13 protein-coding genes are annotated in these 15268 nt (G+C 71.9%); 5 read left to right on the forward strand and 8 right to left on the reverse strand.

Annotated elements, in window-relative coordinates; translation table 11 throughout:
• Positions 1-101 precede the first annotated feature (101 nt).
• The gene (locus ID574_RS06755) at positions 102-881 is read left to right on the forward strand and encodes a hypothetical protein (RefSeq protein WP_188187833.1); all 780 of its coding nucleotides are present in this window, start codon (positions 102-104) and stop codon (positions 879-881) included.
• A gap of 65 nt (positions 882-946) precedes the next feature.
• Here ID574_RS06755 and ID574_RS06760 read toward each other — a convergent pair whose 3' ends face one another.
• Positions 947-2137: a cytochrome P450 gene (locus tag ID574_RS06760; protein ID WP_188187834.1), complete on the reverse strand. Its 1191-nt coding sequence runs from the start codon at positions 2135-2137 to the stop codon at positions 947-949.
• 29 nt (positions 2138-2166) lie between these two features.
• On the opposite strand from ID574_RS06760, the gene ID574_RS06765 reads away from it, so the two are divergent.
• Positions 2167-2316, forward strand: a complete 150-nt coding sequence (locus ID574_RS06765) for a hypothetical protein (protein ID WP_188187835.1) — start codon at positions 2167-2169, stop codon at positions 2314-2316.
• Between the two features lie 12 nt (positions 2317-2328).
• Here the strand turns inward: ID574_RS06765 and ID574_RS06770 are convergent, their stop codons facing one another.
• From ID574_RS06770 to ID574_RS06795, 6 genes are all read right to left on the reverse strand, one after another.
• Positions 2329-3498, reverse strand: a complete 1170-nt coding sequence (locus ID574_RS06770; protein WP_188187836.1) for an indoleamine 2,3-dioxygenase — start codon at positions 3496-3498, stop codon at positions 2329-2331.
• A 9-nt stretch (positions 3499-3507) separates the two neighbouring features.
• Positions 3508-4209, reverse strand: coding sequence for a TetR/AcrR family transcriptional regulator (locus ID574_RS06775; RefSeq protein WP_188187837.1), 702 nt, complete (start codon positions 4207-4209; stop codon positions 3508-3510).
• 50 nt (positions 4210-4259) lie between these two features.
• Positions 4260-5255: an aldo/keto reductase gene (locus ID574_RS06780; protein WP_188187838.1), complete on the reverse strand. Its 996-nt coding sequence runs from the start codon at positions 5253-5255 to the stop codon at positions 4260-4262.
• A gap of 430 nt (positions 5256-5685) precedes the next feature.
• Positions 5686-6282 (reverse strand): TetR/AcrR family transcriptional regulator, encoded by a 597-nt coding sequence (locus ID574_RS06785; protein ID WP_188187839.1) that lies wholly within the window; start codon positions 6280-6282, stop codon positions 5686-5688.
• Between the two features lie 98 nt (positions 6283-6380).
• On the reverse strand, positions 6381-8126 hold the full coding sequence (locus tag ID574_RS06790; RefSeq protein WP_188187840.1) for an ABC transporter ATP-binding protein: 1746 nt from the start codon (positions 8124-8126) through the stop codon (positions 6381-6383).
• The gene (locus ID574_RS06795) at positions 8123-9922 is read right to left on the reverse strand and encodes an ABC transporter ATP-binding protein (RefSeq protein ID WP_188187841.1); all 1800 of its coding nucleotides are present in this window, start codon (positions 9920-9922) and stop codon (positions 8123-8125) included. Before ID574_RS06795 ends, ID574_RS06790 begins: the two co-directional genes overlap by 4 nt.
• Positions 9923-10183: 261 nt before the next feature.
• Between ID574_RS06795 and ID574_RS06800 the strand changes: the two genes are divergently transcribed.
• A complete protein-coding gene (locus ID574_RS06800; RefSeq protein ID WP_188187842.1) occupies positions 10184-11038 on the forward strand; it encodes a glutamate ABC transporter substrate-binding protein in 855 nt (284 codons plus the stop codon).
• 7 nt (positions 11039-11045) lie between these two features.
• Here the strand turns inward: ID574_RS06800 and ID574_RS06805 are convergent, their stop codons facing one another.
• The gene (locus ID574_RS06805) at positions 11046-11615 is read right to left on the reverse strand and encodes a SecDF P1 head subdomain-containing protein (protein WP_188187843.1); all 570 of its coding nucleotides are present in this window, start codon (positions 11613-11615) and stop codon (positions 11046-11048) included.
• A 405-nt stretch (positions 11616-12020) separates the two neighbouring features.
• Here ID574_RS06805 and ID574_RS06810 point away from each other — a divergent pair, with 405 nt between their 5' ends.
• Both ID574_RS06810 and ID574_RS06815 read left to right on the forward strand, forming a co-directional pair.
• The gene (locus ID574_RS06810; protein WP_223166423.1) at positions 12021-13385 is read left to right on the forward strand and encodes a sensor histidine kinase; all 1365 of its coding nucleotides are present in this window, start codon (positions 12021-12023) and stop codon (positions 13383-13385) included.
• A gap of 186 nt (positions 13386-13571) precedes the next feature.
• Positions 13572-15266, forward strand: coding sequence for an HAL/PAL/TAL family ammonia-lyase (locus ID574_RS06815; RefSeq protein WP_223166424.1), 1695 nt, complete (start codon positions 13572-13574; stop codon positions 15264-15266).
• The last annotated feature ends 2 nt before the right edge of the window (positions 15267-15268 follow it).

Raw genomic sequence — 15268 nt, forward strand, 5'->3', positions numbered from 1 at the left:
TGAGTACGACCGGCCTGTGCGTCCTTTGACGCTTTCCGGATCCGGACCCGGCGGAGGAAGCGTACAGCGGCGTGGAATCCACGACCATGGAGGAGCACGCCATGAAAATCCTAGGAACCACCCGACGTCTGGCCCTTCTCGCCGGGCTGTCCGCCGCCGCCGTCACCGCCCTGCCCGCCGCCGGTCACGCCGCCGCCGGAGCAACCGTCCAGGTGTCCGGCATCACGATCCTCTACACGGCGGGAACCGGGGAGACCAACCGCGTGTCGGTCTTCTCGGGCAGCGGCAAGATGACCGTGACCGACGTCGTCCCGCTCAGGGCCATAGGCCCGACGTGCAGGCAGGAGAACCCCAAGAGGGTGGCCTGCGATCTCAACGGCATCACCCATCTCTCTGCCGCGCTCGGCGACGGCGACGACACCATCTCGGTCACCGCCCGCCTGTCCGGCCGCATCAACGCGGGCGCGGGCAACGACGCCTACTTCGCCGGGAAAGGCCCGAACCCGACGAGCATCACGTACAGCGGTGGCGCGGGCGCGGACTTCGTCGTCTACGGCTCGACGGCGGTCAAGGCGAGCCTGAACGGCCTGGCCGACGACGGCCGCCCTTCCGAAGGGGACAAGGACAACATCCTCACGGATGTGGAGCACCTCACCGGTAGCTCGAAGGACGACGTCCTCATCGGCAGCAGCGCCGGCAACCGGATCGAGGGCGGGCTCGGGGCCGACGAGCTGCACGGCCTCGCCGGTGCGGACACGCTCCTGGCCAAGGACAGCGTCACCACGCGGGACCTGGTGATCGACTGCGGCGACAACGTCGACACCGCCAGCGTGGACGCCATCGACGTGCCCACCTCCGCCTGCGAGACCGTGACCAAGTAACGATCCCTTTACCTCGTGGGCCGGGGCTCCAGGTCCCGGCCCACGAGCCGGCAAAGGGGTATGCCTTACACCGTGCTGACCCTCAGCCCGCGGATCTCGTAGCCGCCGATGTCGTTGTTGAAGCTCACACGGGGGTGAGCGGCCATCCGCACGCCGTCCAGGGCGAAGAGACGGCTGAGGAAGACGTCGGTCTCGAGGATCGCGATGCCCGCCCCGGGACATCGGTGCGGACCGTCGCCGAAGGACAGTGCCGCGGCGTTCGCGGAGCCTCCGTCGACGGCGCGGCCGGGGCACACCGACAGCGGCTCGGCGCCCACGGCCAGCGGATCGGTGTTGGCCGCGTCGACGAGCACGTCGATCAGCGCGCCCGGCGGCACCGTGACGGGCCCGTCGGCGCCGGGCAGGTCGAGCTCCGCCGTCGTGCGGCGGCGCAGCCGGCCCACCACGGGTTCGAGCCGCAGGATCTCGTGCAGGATTGCCAGGCGCCCGGGCTCGTCCGCCGCGCGATAGCGCTCCAGCAGCGTCTCGTCGGTGAAGAGGTGCCAGGCCGCGACGCAGATGAACTCGCGCGTGGTGACCATGCCGGCGGCGGCGAAGGTCAGGCACTCGCCGAGGATCTCGGCGGCCGTGCAGCCCTCGGAGATCAGGTGGGAGATGAGGTCGTCGCGCGGGTGGCGGCGGTGGTCGCGGATCGCCGGGCGCACGTCGGCCAGGTAGACGCGCAGCCAGTTGACGTTCTGCCTGACGAGCCAGTAGATCCCGTGCACGCTGGTCAGCCCCGGCTTGCCGAACTTCTCGGGGAAGAAGCGCTCCAGCCGGAGACGGATGCCCGGCCTGCTGGAGGTGAGGCCGATGACCGCGCTCGCCACCTCGATCGCCATGCCGAAGCTCAGCTCGGACAGCTGCGCCCCACCCGCCGCCCGCAGCTTCGCCAGCTGGCGCTCGGCGACCTCCGCCATCAGGCCGCGGTAGTGCTCGTCCACGCGGCGGGGCGTGAAGAACTTCGCGGTCTGGCGCCGGTCCTCGCGGTGCTCGGGCCCGTCCCGGTAGAGGACGGGGCGGCGGACTCTCGCCGGCAGCTTCTCCACGGTCTCGATGCCCAGCCCGGCCTGGACGGTGACGTCGCTGCGCAGCACGGCCCGGGCCTGCGCGTAACCGCGGATCTGCCACGTGCCGTCGGCGGCCCGGCTGACCGGGCAGGTGTCCTGTGTGCTCGGGCGCTCGATCTTGCGAGCGTCGCCGCGGTGGTCGTTCACGTCGGCGCGTCTCCCGTCCTCGGCTGCCGGTGACCATGCTGGTGCCCGCACGGCGGAAGATCAAGGGACCGTCGCGCATGCGCGGCCGGCTGGACGGGTTCTTCCTGCGCCGGCCAGGCAGCACCGGCCAGGAGATCACCATTGACGGCGTCTCCGGCATCGTCACGGTGAACAGCTGACGCCTGCGCCCGTCACGGCAGCAGCCGCTCGGTGGTCTCCTCCCGCGACCTCTTCAGGAAGCTGACGAAGTCGCTCCCGCCGGTCCCCCGCGCCGCCTCCCCGCCGCGTTCGAACCGGGTGATGTAGCGGCCGGTGATGCCGATGTGCTGGGCCCTGAGCCGGGCCAGGCCGTCCACGGCCGCGTTGTACGCCTCGGCCAGCCGCGGCCGGGCGCCGCGGTGCCGCGCGACGAAGTCGCGGACCGAGGGCCCGGCCTCCAGATCCTCGATGAAGCGGCGGTGCGGCACGGGCATGTGCGCGCGCATGCCGGTCAGGAAGCCGGCCGTCAGCTCGTCGCGATGCCGGACGTCGAGTCCCGCGTCGAAGGCCTGGATGAGGGAGCTCTGGGCGGCGCTGCCGCCGGCCAGCACGACAGGTTCGCAGTCCACGCCCTCGAACCGCAGTCCCGGCGCGGACCAGCCGGTCAGGAACGGCCTGATCCGGTGGTAGAAGACGTGGGGGTCGCACCAGCGCTCGACGTCGAGCAACGCGTCGACCACGCGGTCGACGACCTTCCGGACGCCGAGCAGCGCCTCGGTGAGCCGGGCGTGGTCTCCGGCCGCCGCGGAGTGCTGCGCCCGCACGAGGAGGGGCGGCCCGGCGGCCCCCGCCAGCTCGACCCCCACGGTCGAGAGGTAGAACCACTTCTCGTCCACGCCGCCGAGGAACGTCAGCTGCGTGTCGATGTTGGACGTGCTCAGCGGCTCCGTCGCATCGAGGCGCCGCCAGTTGTTGAGGACGATCGAGGCATGGGCGACGATCGGCACCCGGCCCAGCGCTTGGGCCAGCTCGTGAAGAGGCCGTGCCACCGGGGCCGGGAGCGTGCTCGCCGGTGTGCCTGCGCCCCACACGTACGCGTTGGCGAGGAACGACAGCAGCAGCATGGCGCGCTCCTGCTCACCGTGCGACTCCAGCCTGTCCGGCGTGAGCACGGGCATCGACCCGAGCGCGGACCGGATGCGCCCTGTCATGATCAGGACTGAGATGTTCCGCCCGGCCTGCTCCCAGGGGCCGTAGTACGCCGGCAGCGCGTCCACCGGGTCTTCACCGGGCAGGAATCCGCGGTGCTCGTCGATGGCGTATTCGCTCAGCGAGGTCACCCGCGGTCTGGGGTCGCGTGCGTGCGTCGTCTCGGGGATCACGGGACGTCCTCAGGCGCTCTGACCGGCGGTGGCGATGCGGTCCAGCCAGTCCGCCAGCAGGGCGCGCTCCGACGTGGTCAGGGCGGCGGTCTGCGGCAGGACCGCGCGCAGGGCCACGGCGGCGGTGACCGGCCCCCCGCTGCGTGACTCGTCCGGCGGCGGGTCGGTGGTGATCGTGGCGATGGCCGACTCCCGGGCGATCGCGGACAGGGACAGGTCGCGCTGCTCCTCCGGCAGGGAGATGAGGGTGAGCGTCATGCCGCGGCCGGCGGCGTGGACCAGCACGGCCGCGCGTTCCTCGGTCATGCTCAGGCGGCCCGCTTCGGCGATGCGGTGGATGATGCCCGCGAGGAGCTCGGACGCCCGGCGGGCGGCCGGCGGCTCGCCGCCGGGGCGCGGGTCGCCGTAGATGAGGCTGTAGAGCGCCGGGTGCGACAGGCCGAAGCCGACGTGCAGGTCCCAGCCGCGGCGCAGGTCGGCCACCGGGTCGTCGGTGACCGGGTTGCTCTCCTTGCTGCGCAGGTACGTCTCGAAGCCGTGGCCGGCCACCGCGTCCAGCAGGCCCTGCTTGTCACCGAAGATCCGGTAGATGGCCGGGGCCTGCACCCCGGCCGCGGCGCTCACGGCACGGGTGGACACCGCGTCGCGACCGCCTTTGACGAGCAGCGCGGTGGCCGCCTCGATGATCCGTTCGCGGTGGTTCGTCGCCATGGTTACGACGATAACAGAAAATTGTTAGCGGCTTGATCCCGGCATGCGGGTCAGCGCTCGCTGTCGAGGTGTGCCATCTGCGGCGCGGCGTAGCGTTCGCCCGCGGCGGCGCCGGCCGGCACGGCCTGCTCGATGGCGGCCAGATCATCAGCGGTGAGGTGGACGTCGGCCGCGCCGAGGGACTCGGTCAGCCGCGTCCGGTTGCGCGCGCCGACGAGCGGCACGATGTCCTCGCCCTGCCGGGCCACCCAGGCGATCGCGACCTGCGCGACGGTCGCCCCCTTCTGTCCGGCGATGCCACGCAGCGCCTCCACCAGCGCCAGGTTGCGATTCAGGTTCTCGCCCTGGAACCGCGGGCTGCGGGTGCGGAAGTCGCCGGCGGTGAGATCCCGCTCCGCCGACCAGTGGCCGCTCAGCAGCCCGCGGGACAGCACGCCGTAGGCCGTGACGCCGATGCCGAGCTCCCGTGCCGCCGGCAGGATCTCGGCCTCGATCCCGCGTGAGAGCAGGGAGTATTCGATCTGCAGGTCGGCGATCGGATGCACGGCCGCGGCCCGGCGCAGCGTCTCGGCGCCGACCTCGGACAGGCCGATGTGCCTGACGTATCCGGCCTCGACCAGTTCGGCCAGCGCGCCGACGGTCTCCTCGATCGGCACGTCCGGGTCGAGCCGGGCGGGGCGGTAGATGTCGATGTAGTCGGTGCCGAGCCGCCGCAGGCTGTAGGCGGCGAAGGTCTTCACCGCGGCCGGACTGGCGTCGTAGCCGAGCCAGGCGCCGTCGGGACCGCGCAGGGCTCCGAACTTGACGCTGATCACCACCCGCTCGCGGTCGGTGCCACGCAGGGCGTCGCGGAGCAGCAGCTCGTTGTGCCCCATGCCGTAGAAGTCGCCGGTGTCCATCAGCGTCACGCCCGCCTCGAGCGCCGCGTGGACGGTGGCCAGGGACTCCTTCTCGTCGGCCGGGCCGTAGAGGTCGGACATGCCCATCAGGCCGAGCCCGAGCGCCGACACGGTGGGGCCGTGGGCGCCGAGGGTGCGCGTGTTCATGGGTTTCTCCCTGGAGTGTTTCCATCGCTAACAGAATTCACGATAGCACTGGATTGCTATCAGCGCTACCAAGAATCTGATGTCATCGATAGCTCGGGGGACGGCGTGCTCGCGGATGGCCCGGGCGACGTCCCTGGGGATGCGTCAGTTGGGGGTGATGGCCCGCCCCGGCGACGACCGTCACGGCGGCTCGCGGGAGTGCGTCCAGCAGGGCCTGTCCCTCGATGGTGAGCGGATCACGGGAGCCCACGATCACGTGCGCGTGCCCCGGGTATCGCCGCAGCTGAGCTCGGAGGTCCTCGCGCCACCCCGGCCTCGCGGCGTCGGCCAGGAGCCGGGCGGCGGTGGCCGCGACCGTGCCGGGCGAAGATCCGCCACGCTCGAGCGGGGCGCGCCCGCGTGGTCGCGGCGCCTTCGCTGTGGGCGTCCGTCAGGGGCGGACGATCGGCGGCAGCAGCCCGTCCAGGAGGCGCTGGAGGTTTTCGGCGAACCAGTCGCCGGGCGGGCCGGGAGGCGCGGCCTGCGCGACGGCGGCGAGCGTGGGGTAGGCGTCAGGGTCGGCGTCGCGGATCATCTGGCGGGCGAAGGTGTCGTCCGGGATGTCCATGTGGGCGTCGAGGAGTTCGCCGACGGTGTAGTGCCACAGCAACGCGTAGGCCACACGGCTGTCGCGCAGGGTGAGCCCGGCGCGGCGGAGGGCGGCGAACAGGCGCTCCAGGGCAGGCATGATCGCAGGCCCGGCGAGCTTGTCGGTGACGATCAGGCTGATGGCCCAGGAATCGCGGTGCAGGGCGTCGTGGATCGCGGTGAGCACGGCGGTGATCTCGGCGCGCGGGTCGCCCGCCGGCGGCGGGAGCCGGATTTCGCGGGCGACCTGGTCGAGCATGGCGACCATCAGCGCCTGCCGGTCGGGGATGTGGCGGTACAACGACATCGGCGCCGTGCCGAGCTCGTCCGCCAGGCGCCGCATCGTCACCGCCTGCAGGCCGTAGCCGCGCACCAGCCTCATGGCATGCTCGACGATCATGCGCTCGGTGAGCCGGCGGCGCGGCTGGCGGGTGACGATGGCGGAGTCCTTCCTGGCCGTGCCCGTCCTCTTCCCGCGACCCTATCGGTGGCCGCGTCTCACGTGGTGGAGGAGGGGACGCGCCAGCGTCGCGCGCGCGTCTGGGCGGCCCACATCGCGGCATAGCGGCCGCCGGAGGCGATCAGCTCCGCGTGCGTGCCGCGTTCGGTGATCCGGCCGTCGTCGAGGACCAGGATCTGGTCGGCGCCGGCCACCGTGGTGAGGCGATGCGCGACGACCAGCACGGTCTTGTCCGCGACCAGCGCGTCGATGGCGTTCTGGACGGCCACCTCGCTCTCGGTGTCCAGGGCCGCGGTGGGCTCGTCCAGCAGCACGACGGGGGCGTCCTTGAGGATCGCGCGGGCGATGGAGATGCGCTGGCGCTCGCCCCCGGACAACGATCCGCCGATCTCGCCGACGCGGGTGTCGTAGCCGTCGGGCAGGCGCGAGACGAAGTCGTGGACGTTGGCCGCGCGCGCCGCCGCCTCCACCTCCTCGTCGGTGGCGTCGGGGCGGGCCATGGCGATGTTGGCGCGAATGGTGTCGTCGAACAGGTAGACGTCCTGGAACACCACCGAGACGTGCCGGTAGATCTCGGCGGGGTCCAGGTCGCGCAGGTCCAGGCCGCCGATCCGCACCGTGCCGGAGCCCGGGTCGGCGTAGCGGGTGAGGAGCCGGGTGATCGTGGTCTTGCCCGATCCGGACGGGCCGACCAGCGCGGTCAGGCTGCGCTCGGGCGCGGTGAACGACACCCCGCGCAGCACGGGCGTCTCGCCGTACGAGAAGGAGACCTCCTCGAAGGCCAGGTCGAAGCGGTCGATCCGGGCATCGGGCGCGCCGGCGGGCAGCGGGCGGCTGCCGAGCACCTCACCCACGCGCTCCAGGGCGGCGTCGGTCATCTCGAACACCTGCGACATCGACGAGGCGGTGGCCAGCGGCTCGGCGAAGCGCACCGCGCCTGCCGCCACCGCCAGCAGCAGGGCGGGGGAGAGGTCGAGGCCGAGCACCAGCGCCGCCCCCACCGCCACCATGGCCACCAGGCACAGCTGCACCACGCTGGAGGCCAGTACGCCCGGCCAGGTCACCCGGTTCTGCATGGCGCTCATCGCCTCGCCCTGCGCGCGCAGCGCGTCGGTCAGCCGGCTGGACTGCCGGCCCGCCTGGCCGGTGGCCTTGAGCACCGCAAGTCCCTGGACGTACTCGACGATGCGGTCGGCCGCGCGGGCGTCGGCGGCGTCGATCCCGCGGAAGCCGGAGCCGGAGGCCCGCTGGATGCGGCGGACGAAGAACACCGCGAACGGGACGGAGACGGCCAGCACCAGCCCGAGCCGCCAATCCACCACCGCGATGATCACTCCGAGCACGGCGGGCACCGTGATCAGCTGCGTGAACAGCAGGCCGATGGTGGACACGCCCATCGTGGCGTTGGCGACGTTGCCGCCCACGACGGTGGTCAGGTCTCCGGCGGCGCGCCGTTCCAGCTCGGGCTGGGGCATGGTGCGAAGCTTCTCGCCGAGCCGCAGCCGCGCCTCGGCGAGCACGTCGGCCCACTTGGTGTACTGGAAGCGCAGCTCGTACAGGCGCAGCGCGGTCTCGGCCACGTAGCAGGCCGCGAACGCGCCGAACCAGCCCCACGCCGCGGCCTCGTCGACCTGGGGGCGGGTCAGCTCGTACAGCAGCGGGATCAGCGTCGCGTACGCCGCGGCCTGGACGACCGAGGCGGCCAGCGAGGACTGCAGGCAGCGCACGTATTCGCGCCGGTAGCCGCCCGCGGCCAGCATCATGAGGCGCAGGATCCTCCTCATCGGGTCACCGCCTTGTCTCCTGAGCCCAGCGCCCAGGTCCGGGCGCGCTGGTGGTGCTCCCACAGCCGCGCGTACCGGCCGCCGGCGTCGAGGAGCTGCTGGTGGGTGCCGCGCTCGGCGACGTGGCCGGCGTCCAGGACGACGATCTGGTCGGCGTCCGCCACGGTGGACAGCCGGTGCGCGATCACCACCACGGTGCGGCCCCGGGTGAGCTCGGCGACGGCGTCCTGGATCGCTGCCTCGTTCTCCGGATCGGCGAACGCGGTCGCCTCGTCCAGGACGACGATCGGCGCCTCGGCCAGCATGGCCCGGGCGATGGTGATCCGCTGGCGCTGGCCGCCGGACAGCCGGGCGCCGCGTTCGCCGACGCGTGTGCCGTAGCCGTGCGGCAGCTCCGAGACGATGAAGTCGTGGGCCTGCGCGGCCCGCGCCGCCGCCTCCACCTCGGCGTCGCTCGCCTCGGGGCGGGCGAGCCGGATGTTGGCGGCGATGGTGTCCTCCAGCAGGAACGGGTCCTGGAAGACCATCGAGACGTGCCGCAGCAGCACCTCGGAGGGGATCCGGCGGACATCGGCCCCGCCGACCAGGATCTCCCCTTCGGTGACGTCCCAGAACCGGGGGATCAGCCGGGCGACGGTCGACTTGCCCGACCCCGACGACCCGACCAGCGCGCACACCGTTCCGGCGGGGATGTCCAGGTCGACGCCGTCCAGCGCCGGGCGGCCCCCGTCATAGGAGAAGCGGACGTTCCTGAACCGGATGGACCCGTCCGCGGGCCGCTCGGGCCGCTCGGGCTCGGGCAGCGGCGGGATGGCCAGCAGGGCGGCGATCCTGGCGGCCCCGGCCTTTGAATCGTTGAGGTGATGGGCCAGCCACATCAAGGGCATGATCGACTCGATCGGCAGGGTGCCGATGACCAGCGCGACGACCAGCGTCCCCGGCGACATCGAGCCGGCCGCGGTCAGCCAGACGCCGGCCGCCAGGATGATCACCAGGGCGGGGAGCGGGGCCATCATCGCCCGGGAAAAGATCATCGCGCCTCGGCTGCTGTCCTGCCAGGCGGCGGTCGCCTTGGTGAACGCGTGCACCCGGGCGGCGAAGCGGCGGAACGAGGACGTGCCGTCGTCGAAGGTCCGCACCACCGGCATGCCCTGAACGAACTCCACCACGGCGGCGTTGATCGCCTCGTTGGCCTCGTCGTAGGCGCGGCGGGTCTCGGCGTAGTCGCGATTCGCCAGCCGCATGCCGATCATCACGATCGGCCCGAGCGCCAGCACGGCGAGCAGCAGCCGCCAGTCCAGCAGGCCGAGGGCGACCAGCGCGGCCACCGGCTGAGCGAGGGTGAAGCCGACCAGCGGCACCGAGTCGGCGACGGCGACGTGCAGCGCGCGGACGTCGTCCTGCACCACCTTCTTGACCGCTCCTGAGCCGAGCCGCTGCGCCTCGCCGAGCGGGATCCGCGCGAGGTGCTCGGCCAGCCGGGCGCGCAGCTCGACCTCCAGGTCGAAGGAGGCGAGGTGGGAGAGGCGGAACGACAGCGCCCGCAGCCCGAATCTGGCCAGCAGCCCGGCCAGTGCCCCGCCCAGCAGCCAGAACACCGTGGGGGCTGCCGGCTGAGGCTCCAGCAGCTCCCGCAGCGCCAGCGCGACCAGCGCGAACCCGGTCACGCCGAGGACGGCCGCCGCGACGGCCACCGCGATCGCGGCGACCAGCCGGTCCCGCACCGGCTCCATCACGGCGATCAGTGCCCGCCCGGGATCCGGGCCGGTGACCGGCGGTGAGATCGTGGCCGACATCACTGACTCCTTGGCGATGCGTACGCCGTACAAGACGGAATGAGTCTGAAGACGCGAGCTGACGACGATTATCGCCCTCGTCTGGCTTAGGCGAGCCTAACAGTATGCGTACATCGTTAACAAGGGAACGTGTGACAGGCACCTCAATCGGCACATATGTGGGCGATATGGACATAGCCATACGAACGCTCGAGGTCCGCTTTACGCCGCTTATGGCACGCTCCATGGATTGGGCAGCCGAGAGATCGGATTGAGGTCACCATGCAGATGCGTCGAGCAGGGGCGGTGCTCGCCTCCGCGACCATGGCGCTTGCCCTGTCCGCATGTGATGACGCAGGCGGCTCCAGTGTCGTGGAGAAGATCAGGAACAACGGGGAGGTGTCGATCGGCACGAAGTGGGACCAGCCGAACCTGAGCCTGAAGGACGGGGACGGCGATCCCGAGGGCTTCGACGTGGACGTCGCCGAATACATCGTGAAAGAGCTCGCCGGCGGCCGGAAGGTCACGATCACGTGGCGGGAGTCGCGGCAGGCGAACCGCGAGGCACTGCTCCAGAACGGCACCGTGGACATGGTCGTCGCGTCGTACTCCATCACCGCCGCACGCAAGAACTACGTGACCTTCGCCGGACCGTACGTCGTCGCCCACCAGGACACCATGGTGCGCGCCGACGCCTCCGACATCACCACGGCGACCGACCTGAAGCACAAGCGCATCTGCCAGGTGCCGGGCTCCAACTCCTACAAGCGCATCACCGAGTCGCCCCCGGACGGCCAGCTCGGCCTGCCCGCCCGGCTGGTCGCCGCGAACGACTACCCAGAGTGCGTGAAGAAGCTCCTCGACGGCGAGCTCGACGCGGTGACGACCGATGACATGATGCTCGCCGGCCTCTCCAGCCACGACCCGGACCAGTACAAGCTGCTGAACGACCCGTTCACTGACGAGCGGTACGGGGTTGGGCTGAAGAAGGGCGACGAAGCCACGTGCGAGGCGGTCAACCGGGCGGTCGCGAAGATGTGGCAGGACGGCACGGCCGCGAAGCTGCTGCGGAAGTGGTTCGGCGAGACCGGCCTCACCCTCCCCACGAAGCCGCCACCGGCCGAGAAGTGCGGTTGAGGCTCGACTACGAAGCCCGGCGCCCTTGCAGCCGGCGGGCCAGATCGGTGGCGGCCTCCTGGGTGAAGTTTCCGGTGATCTCGAGCTCGTCACCAGGGATCGGCTGCGTGAGCGTCGGCGCGGTCAGCACCTTGCCCTCCACCACGATCGCCAGCCGGTTGCGCGGGGGAGGCTGCTGGTGCAGGCCGGCGGTCAGGCGGTGGAACGCGTCCGCGTCCGCCTTCTCCAGGCGCACCTGCACCGTCCACTCCGTGTCGCCGGTCCGGATCCCGGCCTGGGCGTCGCCCACCCGCCGCACCGTGAGGCCCTCTGCGAGCCGGTAGCACGCCGTCCCGTCGGTGGCCGTCAGCGTGCCGCTCGCGCAGGGCGGCGAGCTCTCCTCCAGCACCGGCTGCAGGCTGAACGGCACCGGATCGGTCACCGGCTCCTCCCGCTCCCCGGTCTTCACCGCGACGACGGCCACCGCGGCGACGAACAGCAGGGAGAGCACGACGGAACCGGCCACCACCGCCACGACGAGCCACTTGAGCGAGGACCGCCGGGGCGGGGGAGGGGGCGGGGAGTAGGGAGAGGCCATTCCAGCTCCGGAAGATCGGGAACGCGTCCGCACTACAGCATCCACCACCGCGGCCCGTTCCGGGGAGATGCCTTGGCTGCTTGCCGTCTCCCGGTGAAGTCGCCTCGCCGCGGCTGCGGAGGGCTCGTTCGCCCCCGGGCCGCGGACGCTTGATCCCGTCCTCCGGCTTCCCGCGTCCCGGCAACGGGGCGGACGCCGGGGCGCGGATCTAGGCCGCCCTCCTCGTGGCGGGACCGGGGACCGGGCTCCCGGTCACCGCCGCCCAGTGATCCGCGTGGCCCCCGGTCCGCGCCAGGAGCGAAGATTCTGTGCATTCAACCTGCGTAACCGTATTTTTCGACGAATCTCCCTAAGTTAGCGGCGAGCGGGATGACCGTGATCTTCTGATCGCCGGAGGGAGACGGGGTGAAGACACGGTTGCGCCGGTCGCTGCGGACGCGGCTGGCCCTGCTCGCCGGCATCGCCATGCTGCTGCTGAACATCGTCATCAGCGCGCTCGTGCTGTATGGCATCCGGGACGATGCCCGCGACGTCCGGTCGCTCGAGGTGTCCGGCAAGGCCACGCGTGTGCTCATCCAGGTCAAGAAGAACCGCTTGCCCCCAGTGCTGGACCCGAACGGCCTCGACGGCATACAGGTGGTCGACGCGGCCGGGCGTCCGGTCGCCTGGACGCCGAGCCTGGCCGGCAAGCCCCGCCAGACGGCGGCCCTGTCCCATCCGGAGCGGGCCAACACCGTCGCGGAGCTCTGCGACCTGCCCGCGTTCCCCGGCCGGTGCCAGATCGTGGTCGCCTTGCGCGCGTACCAGCCGGACGGCACCTGGGTCATCTACGCCTTCGCCCCGGCGGTGCCCTGGTACGTCAGCCCGCAGGTGATCGCTTTCGAGATCTGCGTGACGGCGGGGCTGGTCGCGCTGACCTGGTTCGGCGTGTCGCGGGTCGTGGCCAGGACCCTCGCGCCCGTCAGCAGCATCACCACGCGGCTGGCCGAGATCACCACGGGCGGCGGCGGGATGCGCGTCCCCGTGCCGGAGACCGACGACGAGATCAGGGCCCTGGCCGAGACCGCCAACCAGACGCTGGAGCGGCTGGAGACGGCGATGCGGAAGCAGGAGGCCGCGATGGAGCAGCAGCGCAGGTTCACCGGCGACGCCTCCCATGACCTGCGCAGCCCGATCACCGCGATGCGGGCCCAGGTCGAGGAGGCCCTGCTCCACCCCGAGGAGACCGACTGGCGGGAGACGGGCGCCGAGGTGCTCGCCAGCCTGGACCGGCTCCAGGCGATCGTCGACGACCTGCTCACGCTGACCAAGCTGGACGCGGGCGCCCCGAGCCCCCGCGAGCCCGTGGACCTGCGCGAACTGGTCGTCACCGAGACCGCCAGGCCGCGTGCCAAGCGCGTCGTCACCATCCTGCACGAGGGCGTGGTGGTCATGGGCGATCGGCTGCAACTGGCCCGCCTGCTGACGAACCTGCTGGACAACGCCGAGCGGCACGCCGAGACGCGGATCGTCGTGACGGTGCGGCAGCAGGACGGAACGGCCGTGCTGGAGGTGCTCGACGACGGCGCGGGCATCGCACCCGACCAGCGCGAAATCGTCTTCCAGCGCTTCACCCGCCTGGACGACTCGCGCAACCGCGACGCCGGCGGCACCGGCCTCGGCCTGCCCATAGCCCGCGAGATCGCGATGGCCCACGGCGGCACCCTGACCATCGAGGACTCCGACGCCGGGGCGCGGTTCGTGCTCCGGATTCGCGGCCCGGGAGGCTGACCCGTGCTGCCCGCTCTCGCCGCTGGTGACGTAAGCGGCCGGCCATGGGAGCGGCGGAGACGGGTCAACTCTCGACCCGCCGGTGCGAGCCATCGTCGGCGCTCCCTCGCCCCTGGCTATAACGGAGCGGCATCGAGCTTCGTCGTGACGGCCGGGGGACCCAAGGTGATCACAAGAACGCGACGCGTGGCTCTCGGCGTGAGCCTGCTCGCCGCCGCCGTCTGCGTGCCGGGTCAGGCGGTGGCCGAACCCGAGCCGCCCGCCGCGCAGTCGGTGCTGAACCTCGTGCTGGACGGCGACTCGCTCTCCCTCCGGGACGCCTTCGCGATCCTGGAGGGCCGCCCCGTCTCCGCGCGGATCGCACCCGACGCCCAGGCGGCCATGAGCAGGACGCGGGAGGGAGCGCTGGCCGCGCTGGAGAACCAGCGGGTGTACGGCTGGAACCAGGCGCTCGGGCCGCTGAAGGACACCCCGCTGTCGCCCGCCGACGCCGAGCGGTTCCAGCGCAACGTCCTGCGCTCCCACGCCGCGGGCGTCGGGGAGCCGCTGCCCGACGACGTGGTCAGGCTGGCCATGATCCTCAAGGCGAACCAGATGGCCAGGGGAAAGGTCGGGGTGCGGCCCGAGGTGCCCCAGCGTCTGCTGGACATGGTCAACGCCGGGGTCGTGCCGCGCATGCCGCAGATCGGCTCACTCGGCACCGGCGACCTGCAACCGCAGGCGGCGGCGGGACTGGCAGCACTCGGCGAGGACGCCCCGGTGCGCTACAGGGGCCAGGAGGGACCCGCGTCCGAGATCCTGCCGAAGGCCGGGCTGCCCGCTGCCTTCACCTTCCAGGCCGGGGAAGCGCTGCCGATCATCAGCGGCAGCACGGTCGTGGCCGCCACGCTGATGGACGCCGTGCACCGGGCGAGCGTGCTCGCCGACCAGGCGGAGGGCGCCTTCGCCCTGTTCATGGAGGCGACCAGGGCCGAGCAGGGCTCGCTCGACGCGCGTACCCACAAGGAACGCCGCATCCCGGAGCAGGACGCGGTCGCCGCCCGGCTGCGCGCGATGGTGGCGGGCTCCGGCTGGATGACCGAGGAGGGGCGCAGGCGCCTCGACCCGGCGAACTACCACCCGCGGGTCCAGGACGCGGTGTCGGTGCGGGCGGCGCCGCACATCCTGGCCGGGCTGCGGCACGTGCTCGCCGACGCACGCCGGACACTGGTACGGGAGGCCAACTCCTCGACCTCCAACCCGCTGATCTTCAAGCGGGACCGGGGGCTGGGGTACGAGTTCGTGATGGGCGGCAACTGGGACGGCTCCGTCATGGGGCATCTCGCCGACACCTTGAACGCGGAGATCGCCGACGTCGGCGTGCTGTCGCAGGAGCTATCGGGGCGTCTGCTGTCGCCCAGATGGAGCTACGGCCTGCCGGCGAACCTGGCCGGTGGGGCGGTCGGGCTGAACTCCGGCATGGTGCAGGTGCAGACGGTGGCCGCGGCGCTGATCCCGGAGATGCAGGTCAGGGCCGTCCCCGCGGGGACGCTGTCGCGGCCGGTCAAGGACGGGCAGGAGGACCACAACACGATGGCGATGGCCTCCGTCCGTCACCTGCACGAGAACCTCGACCGGCTCGAGATCGTCCTGGCGGTCCAGTATCTGATGGCGGCCCAGGGGATCGACCTCATCGCGGGGAAGATGGCGGGCCTGCCGCTCGGCGCCGTCACGCGGAGCCTGCACGCGGAGATCAGGAGGCACGTCCCGCCCCTGGTGGATGACCGCTATATGACCCCTGACCTGGAGCGGGCCATCCGGCTGGTGCGCAACGGGAGCCTGCGGCCCTCCGCCGGGGCCGCGCCCGGGACGGGGTCCGTCTCGTGGACGCCCGCCTCCTGACC

Source organism: Nonomuraea sp. SYSU D8015, assembly GCF_008065375.1.
Lineage (GTDB): Bacteria > Actinomycetota > Actinomycetes > Streptosporangiales > Streptosporangiaceae > Nonomuraea.

What these genes read in the sequence shown, in the direction of transcription:
- ID574_RS06790 (WP_188187840.1), bottom strand. Translation starts at nt 8,126, where the DNA reads ATGAGGAGGATCCTGCGCCTCATGATGCTGGCCGCGGGCGGCTACCGG.
- ID574_RS06785 (WP_188187839.1), bottom strand. Translation starts at nt 6,282, where the DNA reads ATGATCGTCGAGCATGCCATGAGGCTGGTGCGCGGCTACGGCCTGCAG.
- ID574_RS06775 (WP_188187837.1), bottom strand. Translation starts at nt 4,209, where the DNA reads ATGGCGACGAACCACCGCGAACGGATCATCGAGGCGGCCACCGCGCTG.
- ID574_RS06755 (WP_188187833.1), top strand. Translation starts at nt 102, where the DNA reads ATGAAAATCCTAGGAACCACCCGACGTCTGGCCCTTCTCGCCGGGCTG.
- ID574_RS06805 (WP_188187843.1), bottom strand. Translation starts at nt 11,615, where the DNA reads ATGGCCTCTCCCTACTCCCCGCCCCCTCCCCCGCCCCGGCGGTCCTCG.
- ID574_RS06800 (WP_188187842.1), top strand. Translation starts at nt 10,184, where the DNA reads ATGCAGATGCGTCGAGCAGGGGCGGTGCTCGCCTCCGCGACCATGGCG.
- ID574_RS06780 (WP_188187838.1), bottom strand. Translation starts at nt 5,255, where the DNA reads ATGAACACGCGCACCCTCGGCGCCCACGGCCCCACCGTGTCGGCGCTC.
- ID574_RS06795 (WP_188187841.1), bottom strand. Translation starts at nt 9,922, where the DNA reads ATGTCGGCCACGATCTCACCGCCGGTCACCGGCCCGGATCCCGGGCGG.